The organism is Streptomyces sp. NPDC005303 (assembly GCF_040607335.1).
In the GTDB taxonomy this organism is placed as follows: Bacteria; Actinomycetota; Actinomycetes; order Streptomycetales; family Streptomycetaceae; genus Streptomyces.
This window is the reverse complement of the sequence record NZ_JBEXGM010000024.1, coordinates 1-14,669: the sequence shown is the minus strand read 5'-3', so window position 1 is coordinate 14,669 and position 14,669 is coordinate 1. Positions and strand designations below refer to the sequence as shown.

General features: G+C 72.1%; 12 protein-coding genes. 9 read left to right on the top strand and 3 right to left on the bottom strand.

Features of this window, described 5'->3' with window-relative positions; translation table 11 throughout:
* Positions 1 to 52 precede the first annotated feature (52 nt).
* Positions 53 to 1,426: a diaminopimelate decarboxylase gene (locus tag ABZT93_RS28360; RefSeq protein WP_356110153.1), complete on the bottom strand. Its 1,374-nt coding sequence runs from the start codon at positions 1,424 to 1,426 to the stop codon at positions 53 to 55.
* 204 nt (positions 1,427 to 1,630) lie between these two features.
* On the opposite strand from ABZT93_RS28360, the gene hutU reads away from it, so the two are divergent.
* Genes hutU through hutI form a run of 4 tightly spaced genes read left to right on the top strand, consistent with a single transcriptional unit; the run spans position 1,631 to position 7,198 of the window.
* Complete coding sequence (gene hutU, locus ABZT93_RS28355; RefSeq protein ID WP_356109955.1) at positions 1,631 to 3,295, top strand: urocanate hydratase; 1,665 nt, start codon at positions 1,631 to 1,633, stop codon at positions 3,293 to 3,295.
* 56 nt (positions 3,296 to 3,351) lie between these two features.
* Positions 3,352 to 4,554 (top strand): allantoate amidohydrolase, encoded by a 1,203-nt coding sequence (locus ABZT93_RS28350; RefSeq protein ID WP_356110151.1) that lies wholly within the window; start codon positions 3,352 to 3,354, stop codon positions 4,552 to 4,554.
* Entirely contained in the window at positions 4,551 to 5,912 is a 1,362-nt protein-coding gene (locus ABZT93_RS28345) for a formimidoylglutamate deiminase (protein WP_356109953.1), read from the top strand. Before ABZT93_RS28350 ends, ABZT93_RS28345 begins: the two co-directional genes overlap by 4 nt.
* Complete coding sequence (gene hutI / locus ABZT93_RS28340) at positions 5,909 to 7,198, top strand: imidazolonepropionase (RefSeq protein ID WP_356109950.1); 1,290 nt, start codon at positions 5,909 to 5,911, stop codon at positions 7,196 to 7,198. Before ABZT93_RS28345 ends, hutI begins: the two co-directional genes overlap by 4 nt.
* A 3-nt stretch (positions 7,199 to 7,201) precedes the next feature.
* Here hutI and ABZT93_RS28335 read toward each other — a convergent pair whose 3' ends face one another.
* A complete protein-coding gene (locus tag ABZT93_RS28335; protein WP_356109947.1) occupies positions 7,202 to 8,710 on the bottom strand; it encodes an RICIN domain-containing protein in 1,509 nt (502 codons plus the stop codon).
* 166 nt (positions 8,711 to 8,876) lie between these two features.
* Entirely contained in the window at positions 8,877 to 9,791 is a 915-nt protein-coding gene (locus tag ABZT93_RS28330; protein WP_356109944.1) for an RNA polymerase sigma factor SigF, read from the bottom strand.
* Positions 9,792 to 10,029: 238 nt separating this feature from the next.
* Here ABZT93_RS28330 and ABZT93_RS28325 point away from each other — a divergent pair, with 238 nt between their 5' ends.
* From ABZT93_RS28325 to ABZT93_RS28305, 5 genes are all read left to right on the top strand, one after another.
* Positions 10,030 to 10,410: an STAS domain-containing protein gene (locus ABZT93_RS28325; RefSeq protein ID WP_356109943.1), complete on the top strand. Its 381-nt coding sequence runs from the start codon at positions 10,030 to 10,032 to the stop codon at positions 10,408 to 10,410.
* Between the two features lie 226 nt (positions 10,411 to 10,636).
* Positions 10,637 to 11,131, top strand: coding sequence for an ATP-binding protein (locus ABZT93_RS28320; RefSeq protein ID WP_356109941.1), 495 nt, complete (start codon positions 10,637 to 10,639; stop codon positions 11,129 to 11,131).
* A gap of 130 nt (positions 11,132 to 11,261) precedes the next feature.
* Positions 11,262 to 11,957, top strand: coding sequence for an LPXTG cell wall anchor domain-containing protein (locus ABZT93_RS28315; RefSeq protein WP_356109939.1), 696 nt, complete (start codon positions 11,262 to 11,264; stop codon positions 11,955 to 11,957).
* A 217-nt stretch (positions 11,958 to 12,174) separates the two neighbouring features.
* Positions 12,175 to 13,233: a hypothetical protein gene (locus ABZT93_RS28310; RefSeq protein ID WP_356110149.1), complete on the top strand. Its 1,059-nt coding sequence runs from the start codon at positions 12,175 to 12,177 to the stop codon at positions 13,231 to 13,233.
* Between the two features lie 65 nt (positions 13,234 to 13,298).
* Positions 13,299 to 14,546, top strand: a complete 1,248-nt coding sequence (locus ABZT93_RS28305; RefSeq protein ID WP_356110147.1) for a hypothetical protein — start codon at positions 13,299 to 13,301, stop codon at positions 14,544 to 14,546.
* The last annotated feature ends 123 nt before the right edge of the window (positions 14,547 to 14,669 follow it).

The following is a 14,669-nucleotide window of genomic DNA, read 5'->3' as shown; positions in this document are numbered from 1 at the left end:
GTCAACTTGCCTTGTTCACGGGCCCATTGATCAACGGTCTCACCGGTGTGCGTCAACCGCTCTCGGGCGCCTGGAGGGTGGTGAGCGCACCGGCGTGCGCCCCCCCGGATTCGGCCACGATCGAGGCGAGTGTCTGCGGGTCCCGTACGGTCGCGAAGCGGACGCCTCCCGCGTGGTCGGGGGCGAAGCCGTAAATACCCGGCCGGGCCAGCGAGTTGTACGCGTAGTGGTGCGCGAAGTAGTACGCGCCCGTGTCCGGCGCCGCCGCGTAGTCCCCCTGCTCCAGCAGCGGCAGCGCGCGCCCCTCGGCCAGCAGGTCGCCCGCGAAACAGGCCGGACCGGCGACGTCCTGCACCACCTCGGGCCCGCTCTTGGGCCGCCCCTTGCCGTCGTACGCCGCGATCCGCAGCGGCCACGACCCCGGCACGTACACCGTCCGCGTCGCCACCTGCACGCCCGCGTGCGTCACCGCGACCGGCCGCCCGCCCGCGCTCTTGGTGTACTCCACCCGCGCCACGATCGTGCCGTGCTTGGCCAGCAGTGACCGCCCGAACTCGGTGACCAGTCCGTACCGCCCGTCGAACAGCCCCGGCACCGCCTGCCTGAGCGCCCGCGCGTACTCGGTGTACGTCGGAGTGGTCACGTCCGAGGCGAAGTTCACCGGCAGTCCGCCGCCGATGTCGATCGTGTCGATCTGCGGCCGCCCGATCCGCCGGTTGATCTCCTCGGCGAGTGCGTAAGTCTCCGCGATCCCCTGGGTCATCAGGGACAGCGGGATGCCCTGCGAGCCGGTGTGCGCGTGCAGCCGGGAGAGCCAGGGCCGGTCGAGGTAGGCGCGTACGACCCACTCGCGCGCCCCCTCGTCCCGTAGCGCCACCCCGAACTTCGAAGTGGCCGTGGCCGTGGAGGTCGCCCCGATGGAGCCGCCGCCGACCTGCGGGTTGACCCGGATGCCGAGCGGTGAACGGCTGGCCGCCGACCGCATGAGGCCGTCGATGCGGTCCAGCTCCTGCGGGTTGTCCGCGTTGACGGCGATCCCCAGCGCCAGCGCCTCCCTGAGCTCGGCCGGCGTCTTGGCGGGCGAGTCCAGGACGGTCCGGGCCGGTGAGAGCCCCGCCGCCCGCGCCAGCGCCAGTTCGCCCGGGCTCGCCACCTCCGCGCCGATGCCCTCCTCGCGCAGCAGCCGCAGCACCGGAACCAGCGGGGTCGCCTTCACCGCGAACGCGTGCAGCACCGGTGTGCCGGGCGCGGTGACCTCGTCGAAGGCCGCGCGGAGCTCCGCCGCCGACTCCCGGATGCCGGTGACGTCGAGAAGCCCGGCGATGGGGGAGTCCGGCCCCAGCAGGCCCTGCTCCACGGCCGCCCGCACCGCCTCGTCCCGACGGGCGGCCCGTCGTTCGCCGCCGGTGGTGCCGTACTCGTCCATCACGTCCCCGTCCTGCTCGTCGCCCGCGTCCGGGAGGTCCGGCCGGACATCGCCGGCCGACCATCGCTGTCCTGAGACATCCCTGTCCTGAAACATCACTTCCTACCGATGCTGACGCGAGAACGTATTGACTAGTTCTATTCAGAAAGCCAGGATGTGAATATCGACAGCAACACTCCAGAGCAGAGCCCCAGGAGGCAGACCATGTCAGGACCCCGCCCCGTCCGAGCGCCGCGCGGTACGGAACTGAGCGCCCTGGGATGGCAGCAGGAGGCCGCCCTGCGGATGCTGCAGAACAACCTCGACCCCGAGGTCGCCGAGCACCCCGACAAGCTCGTCGTCTACGGCGGCACCGGCAAGGCCGCCCGTGACTGGCGCTCCTTCGACGCCATGGTCCGCACGCTGCGCACCCTCAAGCAGGACGAGACCATGCTGGTCCAGTCCGGCCGCCCCGTCGGTGTCATGCAGACCCATGAGTGGGCCCCGCGTGTCCTGATCGCCAACTCCAACCTCGTCGGCGACTGGGCCAACTGGGAGGAGTTCCGCCGCCTGGAGGCCCTCGGCCTGACCATGTACGGCCAGATGACCGCCGGCTCCTGGATCTACATCGGCACCCAGGGCATCCTCCAGGGCACCTACGAGACCTTCTCCGCGGTCGCCGCGAAGAAGTTCGGCGGCACCCTGGCCGGGACGATCACCCTCACCGCCGGACTGGGCGGCATGGGCGGCGCCCAGCCCCTCGCGGTCACCATGAACGACGGCGTCGCCATCTGCATCGACTGCGACCCGCGCGCCATCGAGCGGCGCATCGAGCACCGCTACCTGGACGTGAGGGCCGACAGCCTGGAGCACGCCCTCCAGCTCGCGGTCGAGGCCCGGGACGCCCGCCGCCCGCTCTCCATCGGTCTGCTGGGCAACGCCGCCGAACTGCTGCCGCGCATGCTCGCCGAGGGCGCGCCCATCGACATCGTCACCGACCAGACCTCCGCGCACGACCCGCTGGCGTACCTCCCGGTGGGCGTCGACTTCGACGACATGGCGTCCGCCGCGGCCAAGGACCCGGCCGGGTTCACCGTGCGCGCCCGTGAGTCGATGGCCCGCCATGTCGAGGCCATGGTCGGCTTCATGGACGCCGGTGCCGAGGTCTTCGACTACGGCAACTCCATCCGGGGCGAGGCCCGACTCGCCGGGTACGACCGGGCGTTCGCCTTCCCCGGGTTCGTCCCCGCCTACATCCGCCCGCTGTTCTGCGAGGGCAAGGGCCCCTTCCGCTGGGCCGCGCTGTCGGGTGAGGCGTCCGACATCGCCAAGACCGACAAGGCGATCCTGGACCTGTTCCCCGAGAACGAGTCCCTCGCCCGCTGGATCAAGATGGCCGGGGAGCGGGTCCACTTCCAGGGCCTGCCCGCGCGCATCTGCTGGCTCGGCTACGGCGAGCGCGACAAGGCCGGTGAGCGGTTCAACGACATGGTGGCGAGCGGTGAGCTGGCGGCACCGCTGGCGATCGGGCGGGACCACCTGGACGCCGGGTCCGTCGCCTCCCCCTACCGGGAGACCGAGGGCATGCTCGACGGGTCCGACGCGATCGCCGACTGGCCGCTGCTGAACGCCATGGTCAACGTGGCTTCGGGCGCGTCCTGGGTCTCGATCCACCACGGAGGCGGCGTCGGTATGGGCCGGTCCATCCACGCCGGGCAGGTGACGGTGGCCGACGGTACGAAGCTGGGCGGCGAGAAGGTCCGGCGGGTGCTGACGAACGACCCTGGCATGGGCGTCATCCGGCACGTGGACGCCGGCTACGACATCGCGGAGTCCGTCGCCGACGAGCGGGGCGTGCGGGTCCCGATGCGCGAGGGTGACTCGGCGTGACGCAGCGCGGTACCTCCGGAACGGTCCAGAGCCACGGCACCGCCTCCTTCCACGAGATGTGGCGCGAGCTGCTCCCGATCGGCCGGCACCCCGACTCCCACGGCTACCGGCGCTTCGCCTGGACCGGGGCCGACACCGAATGCCGGGCCTGGTTCAAGGAGCAGGCCGAAGCCCGCGGACTCACCTACGAGGTCGACCGGAACGGCAACCAGTGGGCCTGGCTCGGGGACCCCGCTCAGGGGGACGCCGTCGTCACCGGGTCGCACCTCGACTCCGTACCCGACGGGGGCGCCTTCGACGGGCCCCTTGGAGTCGTGTCCTCCTTCGCCGCCCTCGACGAACTCCGGGCGCGGCAGGCCGAGTTCACCAAGCCGCTCGCCCTCGTCAACTTCGGTGACGAGGAGGGCGCCCGCTTCGGGCTCGCCTGCGTCGGATCGCGGCTCACCGCCGGGCAGCTCACCGTCGAGCAGGCGCACCGGCTGACCGACGGCGAGGGCGTCACGCTCCCGCGGGCCATGGAGGCCGCCGGACACGACCCCGACGGCATCGGCGCGGACCCGGAGCGGCTCGCCCGTATCGGCGCCTTCGTCGAGCTGCACGTCGAGCAGGGCAGGGCACTGGACCTCTCCGGCGACCGGGTCGGCATCGCCAGTGCCATCTGGCCGCACGGCCGCTGGCGGTTCGACTTCCGGGGCGAGGCCAACCACGCCGGCACCACCCGCCTCGTGGACCGGCGCGACCCCATGCTGTCGTACGCCGAGACCGTGCTCGCCGCCCGCCGCGAGGCCGAACTCGCCGGTGCCGTCGCCACCTTCGGCAAGATCGCCGTCGAGCCGAACGGTGTCAACGCCATCCCCTCCCTGGTGCGCGGCTGGCTCGACTCCCGCGCCGCCGACCAGGAGAGCCTCGACCAGGTGGTCGGCGGCATCGAGAAGGCGGCCAGGCAGTACGCGCAGGCCCACGGAGTCGACCTCGACGTGGTCCGGGAGTCCTTCACCCCCGTCGTCGAGTTCGACCACGCCCTGCGCGACGAACTCGCCCGCATCCTGGGCACCGGCACCGATCTCAAGGTGCCCGTCCTGGGAACCGGCGCGGGACACGACGCCGGGATCCTCTCCGGGAACATCCCGACCGCCATGCTGTTCGTGCGCAACCCCACCGGCGTCTCGCACTCCCCGGCGGAGTTCGCCGCCGAGGACGACTGCGTGGCCGGAGTCCTCGCGCTCGCCGACGTACTGGAAGGGCTGGCCTGCAGGTGACAGCGAAGACGTACTGGCTGGAGCACGCCTGGCTCGACACGCACGTCGAGCCGGGCGTGGCCGTGACGGTGTCGACCAGCGGCTCCGCCGCGGGGACGGACGGCCGCGTCACCGCCGTCCGCACCGGCACCGACACCCCGCCCCCCGGCGCCGAGATCCTGCGCGGACTGACCCTCCCGGGGCTGGCGAACACCCACTCGCACGCCTTCCACCGGGCCCTGCGCTCCACCGTCCAGGTCGGCTCCGGGACCTTCTGGACCTGGCGCGAGGTCATGTACGCCACCGCCGACCGGCTCACCCCGGACACCTACCGCGACCTCGCCCGCGCCGTGTACGCGGAGATGGCGCTGGCGGGCGTGACGGCGGTGGGTGAGTTCCACTACCTGCACCACGCCCGCGGCGGCACCCCCTACGCCGACCCCAACGCCATGGGCGAGGCACTGATCGAGGCCGCCGCCGACGCCGGCATCCGCGTCACCCTCCTCGACACCGCCTATCTCTCCTCCGGCTTCGGACAGCCGCCCGACGCCCACCAGCTCCGCTTCTCCGACGGCAGCGCGGACGCCTGGGCCGAACGCTGTTCAGTTCTCAAGGACCGGGATCACGCGAGGATCGGCGCGGCGATCCACTCCGTACGGGCCGTGCCCGCCGACCAGTTGGCGACCGTGGCGCGCTGGGCCGAGGAGCGGCGGGCCCCGCTCCACGTCCACCTGTCCGAGCAGACCGCCGAGAACGACGCGTGCCGTGCCGCCCACGGGTGCACACCGACCGAACTGCTCGCCGCGCACGGGGTCCTCGGGCCGCGCACCACCGGCGTCCACAACACCCACCTCACCGACGAGGACATCGCCCTGATCGGCGGCAGCGGCACCGGCACCTGCATGTGCCCGACGACCGAGCGGGACCTCGCCGACGGCATCGGACCGGCCGTGGCCCTCCAGCGGGCGGGCTCGCCGCTGTCCCTCGGCTCAGACAGCCACGCCGTCATCGACCTGCTCGAAGAGGCACGCGCGATGGAGCTCAACGAGCGTCTGCGCACCCGCACACGAGGTCACTGGACGGCGGCGGCCCTGCTGCGGGCGGCCTCCGCCGACGGCCACGCCGCCCTCGGCTGGGACCGCGCGGGCACCCTGGAGCCCGGCGCGCTCGCCGACTTCACCACCATCGCCCTCGACTCGGTCAGGACGGCAGGGCCGCCTCCGCGGCTCGGAGCCGAGACGGCCGTATTCGCCGCGTCGGCAGCAGACGTGTCGCACACGGTCGTGGGAGGCCGGCACGTCGTGCGGGACGGGGTCCACACGCTGGTGCCGGATGTGCCGAAAGCCCTCGCGGACGCCGTCGCCGCGCTGCACGGATGACTCCGCGCAGCACACCCCCACGGCCCGCCCCCGAACCCGCCCCCACCGCCGACCAGGCCACCGAGGACGCCATGAGCAACGCGACGACCGTCAGCCCCGCCCACTCCGCGAGCACCGCGAGCACGCTCATCACCAACATCGCCGCCCTGGTCACCAACGACCCCTCCCTCGGTGACGGATCCCCCCTCGGACTGATCCAGCACGCCGCCGTCGTCATCGAGGGCGACCGCGTCGTGTGGACCGGTGATCAAAGCAAAGCACCCGCCACTGACAATCGGGTCGACGCGGGCGGCCGGGCGGTCCTGCCCGGCTTCGTCGACTCCCACAGCCACCTCGTCTTCGCGGGCGACCGCACCCAGGAGTTCAACGCCCGTATGTCGGGGCGGCCCTACAGCGCGGGCGGCATCCGTACGACGGTCGCGGCGACCCGGGCGGCGAGCGACGAGGAACTCGAACGCAACCTCACCCACTACCTCGCCGAGGCCCTCCGCCAGGGCACGACGACCTTCGAGACCAAGTCCGGCTACGGCCTGACCGTCGAGGACGAGGCGAGGGCCCTGCGCATCGCCGCCGCCCACACCGACGAGGTCACCTACCTCGGCGCCCACATCGTGTCCCCCGACCACGCGGACGACCCGGCGGGCTACGTCTCCCTCGTCACCGGCGAGATGCTCGACGCCTGCGCCCCGCACGCCCGTTGGATCGACGTCTTCTGCGAGAAGGGCGCCTTCGACGGCGACCAGGCCCGCGCGATCCTCACCGCCGGCAAGGCCAAGGGCCTGCACCCCCGCATCCACGCCAACCAGCTCTCCTACGGCCCCGGCGTCCAGCTGGCCGTCGAGCTGGACGCCGCCAGCGCCGACCACTGCACGCACCTCACCGCCGAGGACGTGGACGCCCTGGCGAACAGCCGTACGGTCGCCACGCTGCTGCCCGGCGCGGAGTTCTCCACGCGCGCCGAGTGGCCGAACGCCCGCCGCCTGCTGGACGCCGGCGTCACCGTCGCCCTGTCCACGGACTGCAACCCGGGCTCCTCCTTCACCTCCTCGGTCCCCTTCTGCATCGCCCTCGCGGTACGCGACATGCGGATGACCCCCGACGAGGCCCTCTGGTCGGCCACGGCGGGCGGAGCGGCCGCCCTCCGCCGCGACGACATCGGCCGCCTCACCCCGGGCGCCGTCGCCGACCTGATCCTCCTGGACGCCCCCAGCCATGTGCATCTGGCGTACCGGCCGGGGGTTCCGCTGGTCAGCGGGGTGTGGCGGCGCGGGGAGCGCGTGGTCTGAGCCTCAGGACGCCCCTGCCCGCCACCGCTGCTCCGCTCCCCCCGTCAGCGGCTCCAGCGAGACCCCGTCCCCGCTCCCCGGCGTCACCCCCGTCGCGATGGCGATCGCCGGGCGGATCACCCCGTCGGGGTCGACCGTGAAGCGCAGGTTGTCGCCGTTGTGGCCCTCGACCGAGTCGCAGGACCAGATGCCGAGGCCCTTGTCGACGTCGCCGCGGCTGTCGAGACAGAAGTCGGGGTCGGCGTAGGACTGCAGGACACCGCGACCGGTGTCGACGCGCCAGCGCTGGGAGCCGGCCGAGGTGCAGGGGGCCGTGACGACGTCCGTGCCCTCGGAGAAGTCGCCCACGACGTCCAGGCAGCGGGCCGTGGAGAGGTTGACCACCTGGGCGTAGGCGCCGCTCGGCGCGCGGAAGGGAGGAGCCGTCTTCCGGGGCGGCGCCGAACTCCGCGTCGGGGAGGGCGAGGGCGGCCTGCTCGTGGAAGACGTGGACGGGGAGGGGGACGGGGAGACCGTCGTCGTCACCGTCACCTGCGGTGTGCTCGGCAGCCCCCCGCCCACCGAGGCCGAAGCCGGGGCCGAGGCCGACGCGTCGGCCGGAGGGCCGTCCTCCTGTGACACCAGGAACAGCAGCAGGGGCACCACGGCCACCCCCAGCGCCGCCGAGGCCAGGACGAGCCGGCGCGGTCGCGGCCAGGTACCGGACGGCGTACGGGACCCTGTCCGTGGTCGCGACTGCGGCTCGGCAGGGCCGCGCCCCGCGTACGCCGTCCCGCCCCACGGCAGCAGCCCCTCCGCCAGTGCCGCCCGCGGGGTGTCCCGCACCGCGCACAGCTCCTCGTGGGCCGCCGTGCAGTGCGGGCAGTGCGCCATGTGGGCGTGCAGGTCGGTGCTGGGGCGAGGGTTGTCCGGTCGTACGGACTCCTCCATGAGGCGGCGGAAGTCCGCGCACCGGGAGTCGTCCGAGGCGGCGAGGCGGAACCTCAGAGACGTCCGGGCCAGGGCCTGCAGGGCCCCCTCCGTGCCGTAGACGACGTCCTCGCGGGTCAGGCCCAGGTGTTCGGCGGTGCGGTGTTCCGGTTCGCCCTCCACCAGGCCGTACCAGACGAGGCCCTGGGTACGGGCCGGCAGGGACTCGAAGGCGGCGAGCATGGGCGGCACCGGGCCGCCGGGCCCCGCCGTGTTCAGGAGCAGCAGGACACCCGGGTCCAGGCCGGCCGCCCGGTCGTCCCCCGCCCACTCCGCCGCCGACCGGGCCGTCAGCAGCAGGAGCCGGTGGCGCCAGGGCACGCCGGGGTCGACCCCGCGGGCCGTCTCCCGGGCGGCGAGGGTGAAGGTCTGCGCGGCCAGCTGCCGGGCCGCGGACTCACCGGCCGTGCAGAGGCGGGCGTAGGCCAGCACCGAGGGCTGGTGGCGGGCGCGGAGCTCCAGCAGGGCCGCGTACGCCGTGGCCGTGTCGGCGCGCAGCAGCTCCGTGAGCCGGGCGTCGGACGCCCCGTCGGGGCGAGTCATGCGCACCCTCCTCCTGACGTACCGGCCAGTCTGTGAGGGACCATAGTGAGGGAAGCGAACCCTTGGGGAAAGGGTTTCGCCGGGTAATCAGGAGGAGCCGTGGACGCACGGTGCCCGGTGTCCCACCGGACACCGGGCACACGCGCAGGTCAGCAGCGCCGACGCGTCACTCCTCGACGGTCAGGGCCTTCCGCAGTCGCACCAGGGTCCGCGACAGCAGCCGCGAGACATGCATCTGCGAGATCCCGAGCTCGTCGCCGATCTCCGACTGGGTCATGCCCGCGACGAAGCGCAGCGAGAGGATCTGGCGGTCCCGGGAGGGGAGTTCGGCGATGAGCGGCTTGAGGGACTCGACGTACTCGATGCCCTCGAGCCCGTGGTCCTCGTAGCCGATCCGGTCGGCCAGCGCGCCCTCGGAGTCGTCCTCCTCGGGCTGGGCGTCCAGTGAGGCGGCGGTGTACGCGTTGGACGCCGCCATGCCCTCGACGACCTCCTCCTTCGACAGTCCGAGGCGTTCGGCGAGCTCGCCCACGGTGGGGGCGCGGTCGAGCTTCTGGGCCAGCTCGTCGCCGGCCTTGGCCAGGTCGAGCCGGAGCTCCTGGAGACGGCGCGGCACCCGCACCGACCAGGACGTGTCGCGGAAGAAGCGCTTGATCTCACCCACGATGGTTGGCATCGCGAAGGTGGGGAACTCCACACCCCTGCTGAGTTCGAAGCGGTCGATCGCCTTGATCAGGCCGATGGTGCCGACCTGGATGATGTCCTCCATCGGCTCACTACGAGAGCGGAAACGGGAGGCGGCGAACTTGACCAGGGCGAGGTTCAGTTCGACGAGCGTGTTGCGGACGTACGAATATGCGTGCGTGCCCTCTTCCAGCGACTCCAGCCGCGCGAAGAGGGTCTTGGAGAGAGCACGCGCGTCCACGGCCCCCACCTCTTCGAAGGGCGGGATGTCCGGAAGCCCGGCGAGCACATCGCCTTCGCTGTCCTGCTCGATGGGATTCAGATGTTCCGGGGGGGATGTCGACGTCGCCTGATGGGTATGCGGGGCGTCGAGCCGGGGTGACATGATGTCCTCCATCGTTCTCGGCATAAGGCTGCCGAAGCCAGTTCGTGCACTGCGGTGTGCGGCGCCTCCAAAGCCGGCCGTGTCGAGTTCGTGTCTCTACTAGCCCTACCCGGTTTCCCGACACGACCGCAAGTGTGTTATGTGCGGTTATGTCCGTTTGCGTGTGATTGTTCGGGTGTCGGAGGGTGTGGAGAAGGCGTAGTGTTCGAGGGCGTCATCAGCAGCCACGACGTCGGGAGAGAGAGACGGCATGGACCGCGGGACGGTCGGCAGCGCACAGTCTGGCCGGCTTCTGGTTGAGGTGCGGCAAGAGGGCTCCAGCGCCGTCGTGACTCCAGCAGGTGAGTTGGATCACCACACGGCCGATTTGTTGCGTGAGCCACTCGAGGAGTGTCTCGCCAAGGGCAAGAGCCGGCTTGTCGTCGACTGCACACGGCTGGAGTTCTGTGACTCCACCGGACTGAATGTGCTGCTGGGAGCACGGCTGAAAGCCGAGGCGGCGGGGGGTGGCGTACACCTTGCGGGCATGCTGCCGGTCGTGGCACGGGTCTTCGAGATCACGGGGGCCGACGCGGTCTTCACCGTGCACGACACGCTGGAGGAGGCCCTGGCCGGCGAGCCCGGCGACTGAGGCGGCGGAGCCGGGCGGCGGCCCTGGTGGCCCCGCTCATGTCCCGTTCGTCTCCTCCGGCCGGTGCCTACCCGGTGTCACACCTCCCGCTGTGGACATAAGTCCCGAATGGAGGGGTGTTCTACCGGTCCGCTCGGGCAGGAGACATCCGTAACGACTGTTCGGTGAGCGACCATGCAGTGACCTTGTGAATCGTGAACCGGTGAATCGGTGAGGTGAAGCGCTGATGAGCACCACCCGGCCCTACTCGCCGGGCGACCGTGACCCGGAGCCCGGCGTGGAGCCTGGCGGCGAGGCAGAGGTGCCGACGGGACGGCAGGTCCGCCGGCTGAGCTTCGAGGGGGAGAGCGGGGTCGTCCCGCTCGCGCGCGACTTCACCCGGCAGGCGTTGCAGGCGTGGGGGTGGCTTCCGGCGGCGTCCGCGGACCGGCGGGCCGTGACGGAGGACGTGCTCCTCGTCGTCTCCGAGCTGGTGACGAACGCGTGTCTCCATGCGGAGGGCCCGGACCAGATGCGGATCTCCAGTGACAACAAGGTGATCCGGGTCGAGGTCTCGGACCGGGGGACCGGACAGCCGGCCCCGCGCACTCCGCACCAGGCCGGGCGGCCCGGCGGGCACGGCATGTTCATCGTGCAGCGGCTCTCCCTGGACTGGGGGGTCGTACGGGCTCCCGGGGTGTCCGGCAAGACCGTGTGGGCGGAGCTCGGAGCACCCGCCTAGCCCGTCCGGCGCTCTCCTGCCGTGTCCCCACAGTTCCGACACTTCCTTATCTCTTCCTTCCTCCGGTGCCCCGGCGTACCTTGACGGCCGATCTGATGTGCCGTCAGGAACGAGTAAGGGGAGCGGAACCGTGTCGTACCCGAAACGAACCGCCGCGCTCGCGTCCGTCGCGGCTCTGGCCGGCTCGGCGGTGCTGATGGCCGCCCCCGCTGCCCTTGCCGAGGTCGTGAACGTCAACTACCAGTGCAAGACGCCCATCGGTGACAAGAGCGCCGTCTCGCCCATCGACATCAAGGGCGTCAAGAGCGGCAGCGGCTACCGGATCACCATGTCCTGGCAGAAGGGCGTCTCCTCCAGCCCGGTCGACCTCGGCAAGGGCGCGATGAACCCGAGCGCCACCATCAGGCTGGGCGGCGCGGACAGCGGGACGATGAACGTGACCGGTCCCGCCAACCAGGCGGTCGTCCCCGCCAACACCCCCATCAAGATCAACGACCTGACCGGGACGTACACCCCGAAGCGGTCCGGCAAGGTCACCTTCACCCCGGGCGTCCTCACCATCAAGGCGCTCGGCACCACCACCACCTGCACGCCGACCAACAGCCCCGGCGCCGCACTGACCCTGGACGTCACCGCGGCCTCCGGCTCCTCCGGCGGCGGCACCCGGAGCGACGGCGACAGCGGCTCCGGCGCCGCACTCCCGCAGACCGGCCCAGAGGACTCGGCGATCGCCCTCGGCACGCTCGGCGGCACGGTGCTGCTCGCCGGTGCCGCGGGCACGCTGTGGCTGACCCGGCGCAACCAGACGGCCCGCGCACACCGCTGAGCGACCCGGTCCGCTCTCCTGTGACAGCCGAGGCGTGCCTGTCCCGACCACGGCACGGCGGCCGGGGGCGGCCGGTTCGCCGTACGGCGGCCAACGCGTCGTACGACCGGACCCCCTACGAATCCTCACCCGAATCTCCGCCCCAACCCCCGTGTAAGCAAGCCGAGTTGACGGGAGCGATGACGTGAGCCCGAGCGGCAAGGTGCGGTGGGCGGCGATGCTGGCGGTGCTCGCGCTGTTGCTCGCGCCCCTGGCGGGGACGGCGGCCGCGTCGGACGGTCCGCGTGTGCAGCTTTCCAAGTCCCAGGCGGGGACCGGCGGTTCGATCACCGTGAGCGGCAGCGGATGGCGTGCGCGGGCGCTGCTGATGATCCTGGTCTGCGGACAGGCGGTGCCCTCGCGCGGGGTGCCGGGCGGCACCAACTCCTGCGCCAACGCGGACGGCCGGGCCGTCACCACCGACGCGAAAGGGCGCTTCAGCAGGAAGCTGCCCGTCGCCGAGCCGCCGGTGCCCTGTCCTTGCGTGGTGCACGTGGCCACGGTGACCGGGGCGAAGGCCGAGGCCGACGCGATCTTCCAGGTGGCCGGCCACGCCGTGGAACCGCTGCCCGCCCAGACCGACGGCGGGCGGTTGTCCGTCCTCACCGACACCCGGCTCGACGGCTCCGGCTCCCTGCTGACCTGGTTCGGCGCGCCCGCGGCCCGCACCCTCGTCTTCACCGTCGGCAACGTCGGCACCTCCGACGTCAAGAACCCCGTCTTCCAGGTCGGCACCGCCCATGGCGTGTTCGCCCCGCAGTGGGACGAACAGCAGTGGCGCGGCACGATCCGGCCGGGCGGCAAGGCGCGGATCGAACTGCCCGTCGAACTCACGGGCGGCGCACACGGTGACTACACCGTGTCGCTGAAGTACGGCGGCAAGGTGCTGGCCGAGCAGCCCTGGGGCGTGGGCCGGCCCTGGGGCGTGACCCTGTTCTGGCTCCTGGTCTGCCTGGTCGTGCCCGCGGCGCTGTTCCGCATCGGCATGGCGGTGGTGGACCGGGTACGGCCCCGGCCCGCCGGAGGCCTCCGGCACCGTGGCCTGCGACTGCCCGAAGTCGCCCTGCGCCTGCCGGGGTTGAAGCCCTCCACGGCCGCGCACGCGGCCACCCCCACGTCCACCCTGCCGTGGTTCACCCCGGACGCCGATCCGGGCGCGGCCGGTGGCCGGCTCTCCGCACCGCACGACGACAACCCGACGAGTCCCACGACTCCCACCAGAGAGGGTTCCACGTGAGCAAGCGAAGGAGAGTCACACCGGCCGGCGGGCCGAGAAGAGCGGGCGCGGCCGGTGCGGCGCTGGTGCTGGCCGGAGCCGGCGCGGTGCTCGGCCTGGCCGCCGCGCCCGCCCAGGCCGCCGAGGTGTCGTTCGCGACCCGGTGCGTACCGCCCGCGGGCGTCGGACTCGACCCCGTCGACGGCACCACCAAGGTCGAGATCACCGCTCCGGCCACCGCGAAGGTCGGCGACGAGATCGACGTGGTGTGGAAGTTCACGCAGGCCGCCTCGAAGAACCCGAACATCATCGATCTGCCGGCGAACTCGGTCCAGCCGACCGGCACGTTGAAGGCGTCCGGCGCGCAGAGCACCGACCTCGCGATGACCGGCCCGCGCGAGAACCCGGCCATCCCCAAGGGCGGCGACATGGTGCTGTCCGACATGAAGGGCACGTTGAAGCTGACGGCGGCCGGGAAGGTGACGCTGACGCCGGGCGCCTACACGGTGAACGCGATGGGGACGAACACGGTGTGCACACCGACGCAGACGGTGCCGGGGGCGGGGACGATCGACGTGGCCGCGGACGACGCGACACCGACACCGACACCGACGCCCACTCCGGATCCGACGGACACGGCCACCCCCACCCCGACGCCGACCGACACGGCCACGGCGACCCCGAGCACCTCCCCCTCCTCCGACGACGGCCGGACCGACTTCACCGGCAAGGCCGTCGACATCCCCTACACCTGCCAGTCACCCCTCGGGGAGAAGAAGGCCACCTCCACGATCCAGAGCAACGCCAGGAAGAGCGGCGGCAGTTACGGCCTGACCGTGCAGTTCAAGAACTCCCCGATGGACAGCCCCGCCGACATCCCCGCGGACTCGGTCAAGCCCTCCATGGACGTGCTCGTGGGCGGCGCCGACACGGGCGCGGTCCATGTCGAGGGCCCCACCAACGCCGCGGCCATCAAGTCCGGCGACCCGATAGAGATCCCGGACATGACGGGCACGTACAAGCCGGGCGCGACGGGTGAGTCGACGCTGGCCCCGGGTGTCCTGACGATCAAGGCCCTGGGCACGACCACGACCTGCAAGCCGGACAGCACGGCGGTCTCCCTGACCCTGACCACCGAGGAGCAGGAGGGTGGTGTCTCGGGCGGTTCCTCGTCCTCCGGCGGTACGTCGTCGGGCGGGTCGACGAGCGGCGGTCTGGCCGCGACCGGCGCGGACGACCACGCCGCGTTGAAGGCGCTGGGCCTGGTGGCGGGGACGGCGGTGCTGCTGGGCGGCGCGATCTTCACGTTCATGCCCGGGCGCAGGAGGCTCTGAGGGGCGCTGGGGACCGCGCACAGCACGGAAACCGACGGGGCGTCGAGACCCAGCGGGGTCTCTGGCAACGGGCCCGTCCCGACTTCGTAGCCGCACCCACCCCGGGGGCGCGGGGCCGCGTCC

What these genes read in the sequence shown, in the direction of transcription:
- ABZT93_RS28360 (WP_356110153.1), bottom strand. Translation starts at nt 1,426, where the DNA reads ATGGACGAGTACGGCACCACCGGCGGCGAACGACGGGCCGCCCGTCGG.
- hutU (WP_356109955.1), top strand. Translation starts at nt 1,631, where the DNA reads ATGTCAGGACCCCGCCCCGTCCGAGCGCCGCGCGGTACGGAACTGAGC.
- ABZT93_RS28350 (WP_356110151.1), top strand. Translation starts at nt 3,352, where the DNA reads ATGTGGCGCGAGCTGCTCCCGATCGGCCGGCACCCCGACTCCCACGGC.
- hutI (WP_356109950.1), top strand. Translation starts at nt 5,909, where the DNA reads ATGACTCCGCGCAGCACACCCCCACGGCCCGCCCCCGAACCCGCCCCC.
- ABZT93_RS28335 (WP_356109947.1), bottom strand. Translation starts at nt 8,710, where the DNA reads ATGACTCGCCCCGACGGGGCGTCCGACGCCCGGCTCACGGAGCTGCTG.
- ABZT93_RS28330 (WP_356109944.1), bottom strand. Translation starts at nt 9,791, where the DNA reads ATGGAGGACATCATGTCACCCCGGCTCGACGCCCCGCATACCCATCAG.
- ABZT93_RS28325 (WP_356109943.1), top strand. Translation starts at nt 10,030, where the DNA reads ATGGACCGCGGGACGGTCGGCAGCGCACAGTCTGGCCGGCTTCTGGTT.
- ABZT93_RS28320 (WP_356109941.1), top strand. Translation starts at nt 10,637, where the DNA reads ATGAGCACCACCCGGCCCTACTCGCCGGGCGACCGTGACCCGGAGCCC.
- ABZT93_RS28310 (WP_356110149.1), top strand. Translation starts at nt 12,175, where the DNA reads ATGCTGGCGGTGCTCGCGCTGTTGCTCGCGCCCCTGGCGGGGACGGCG.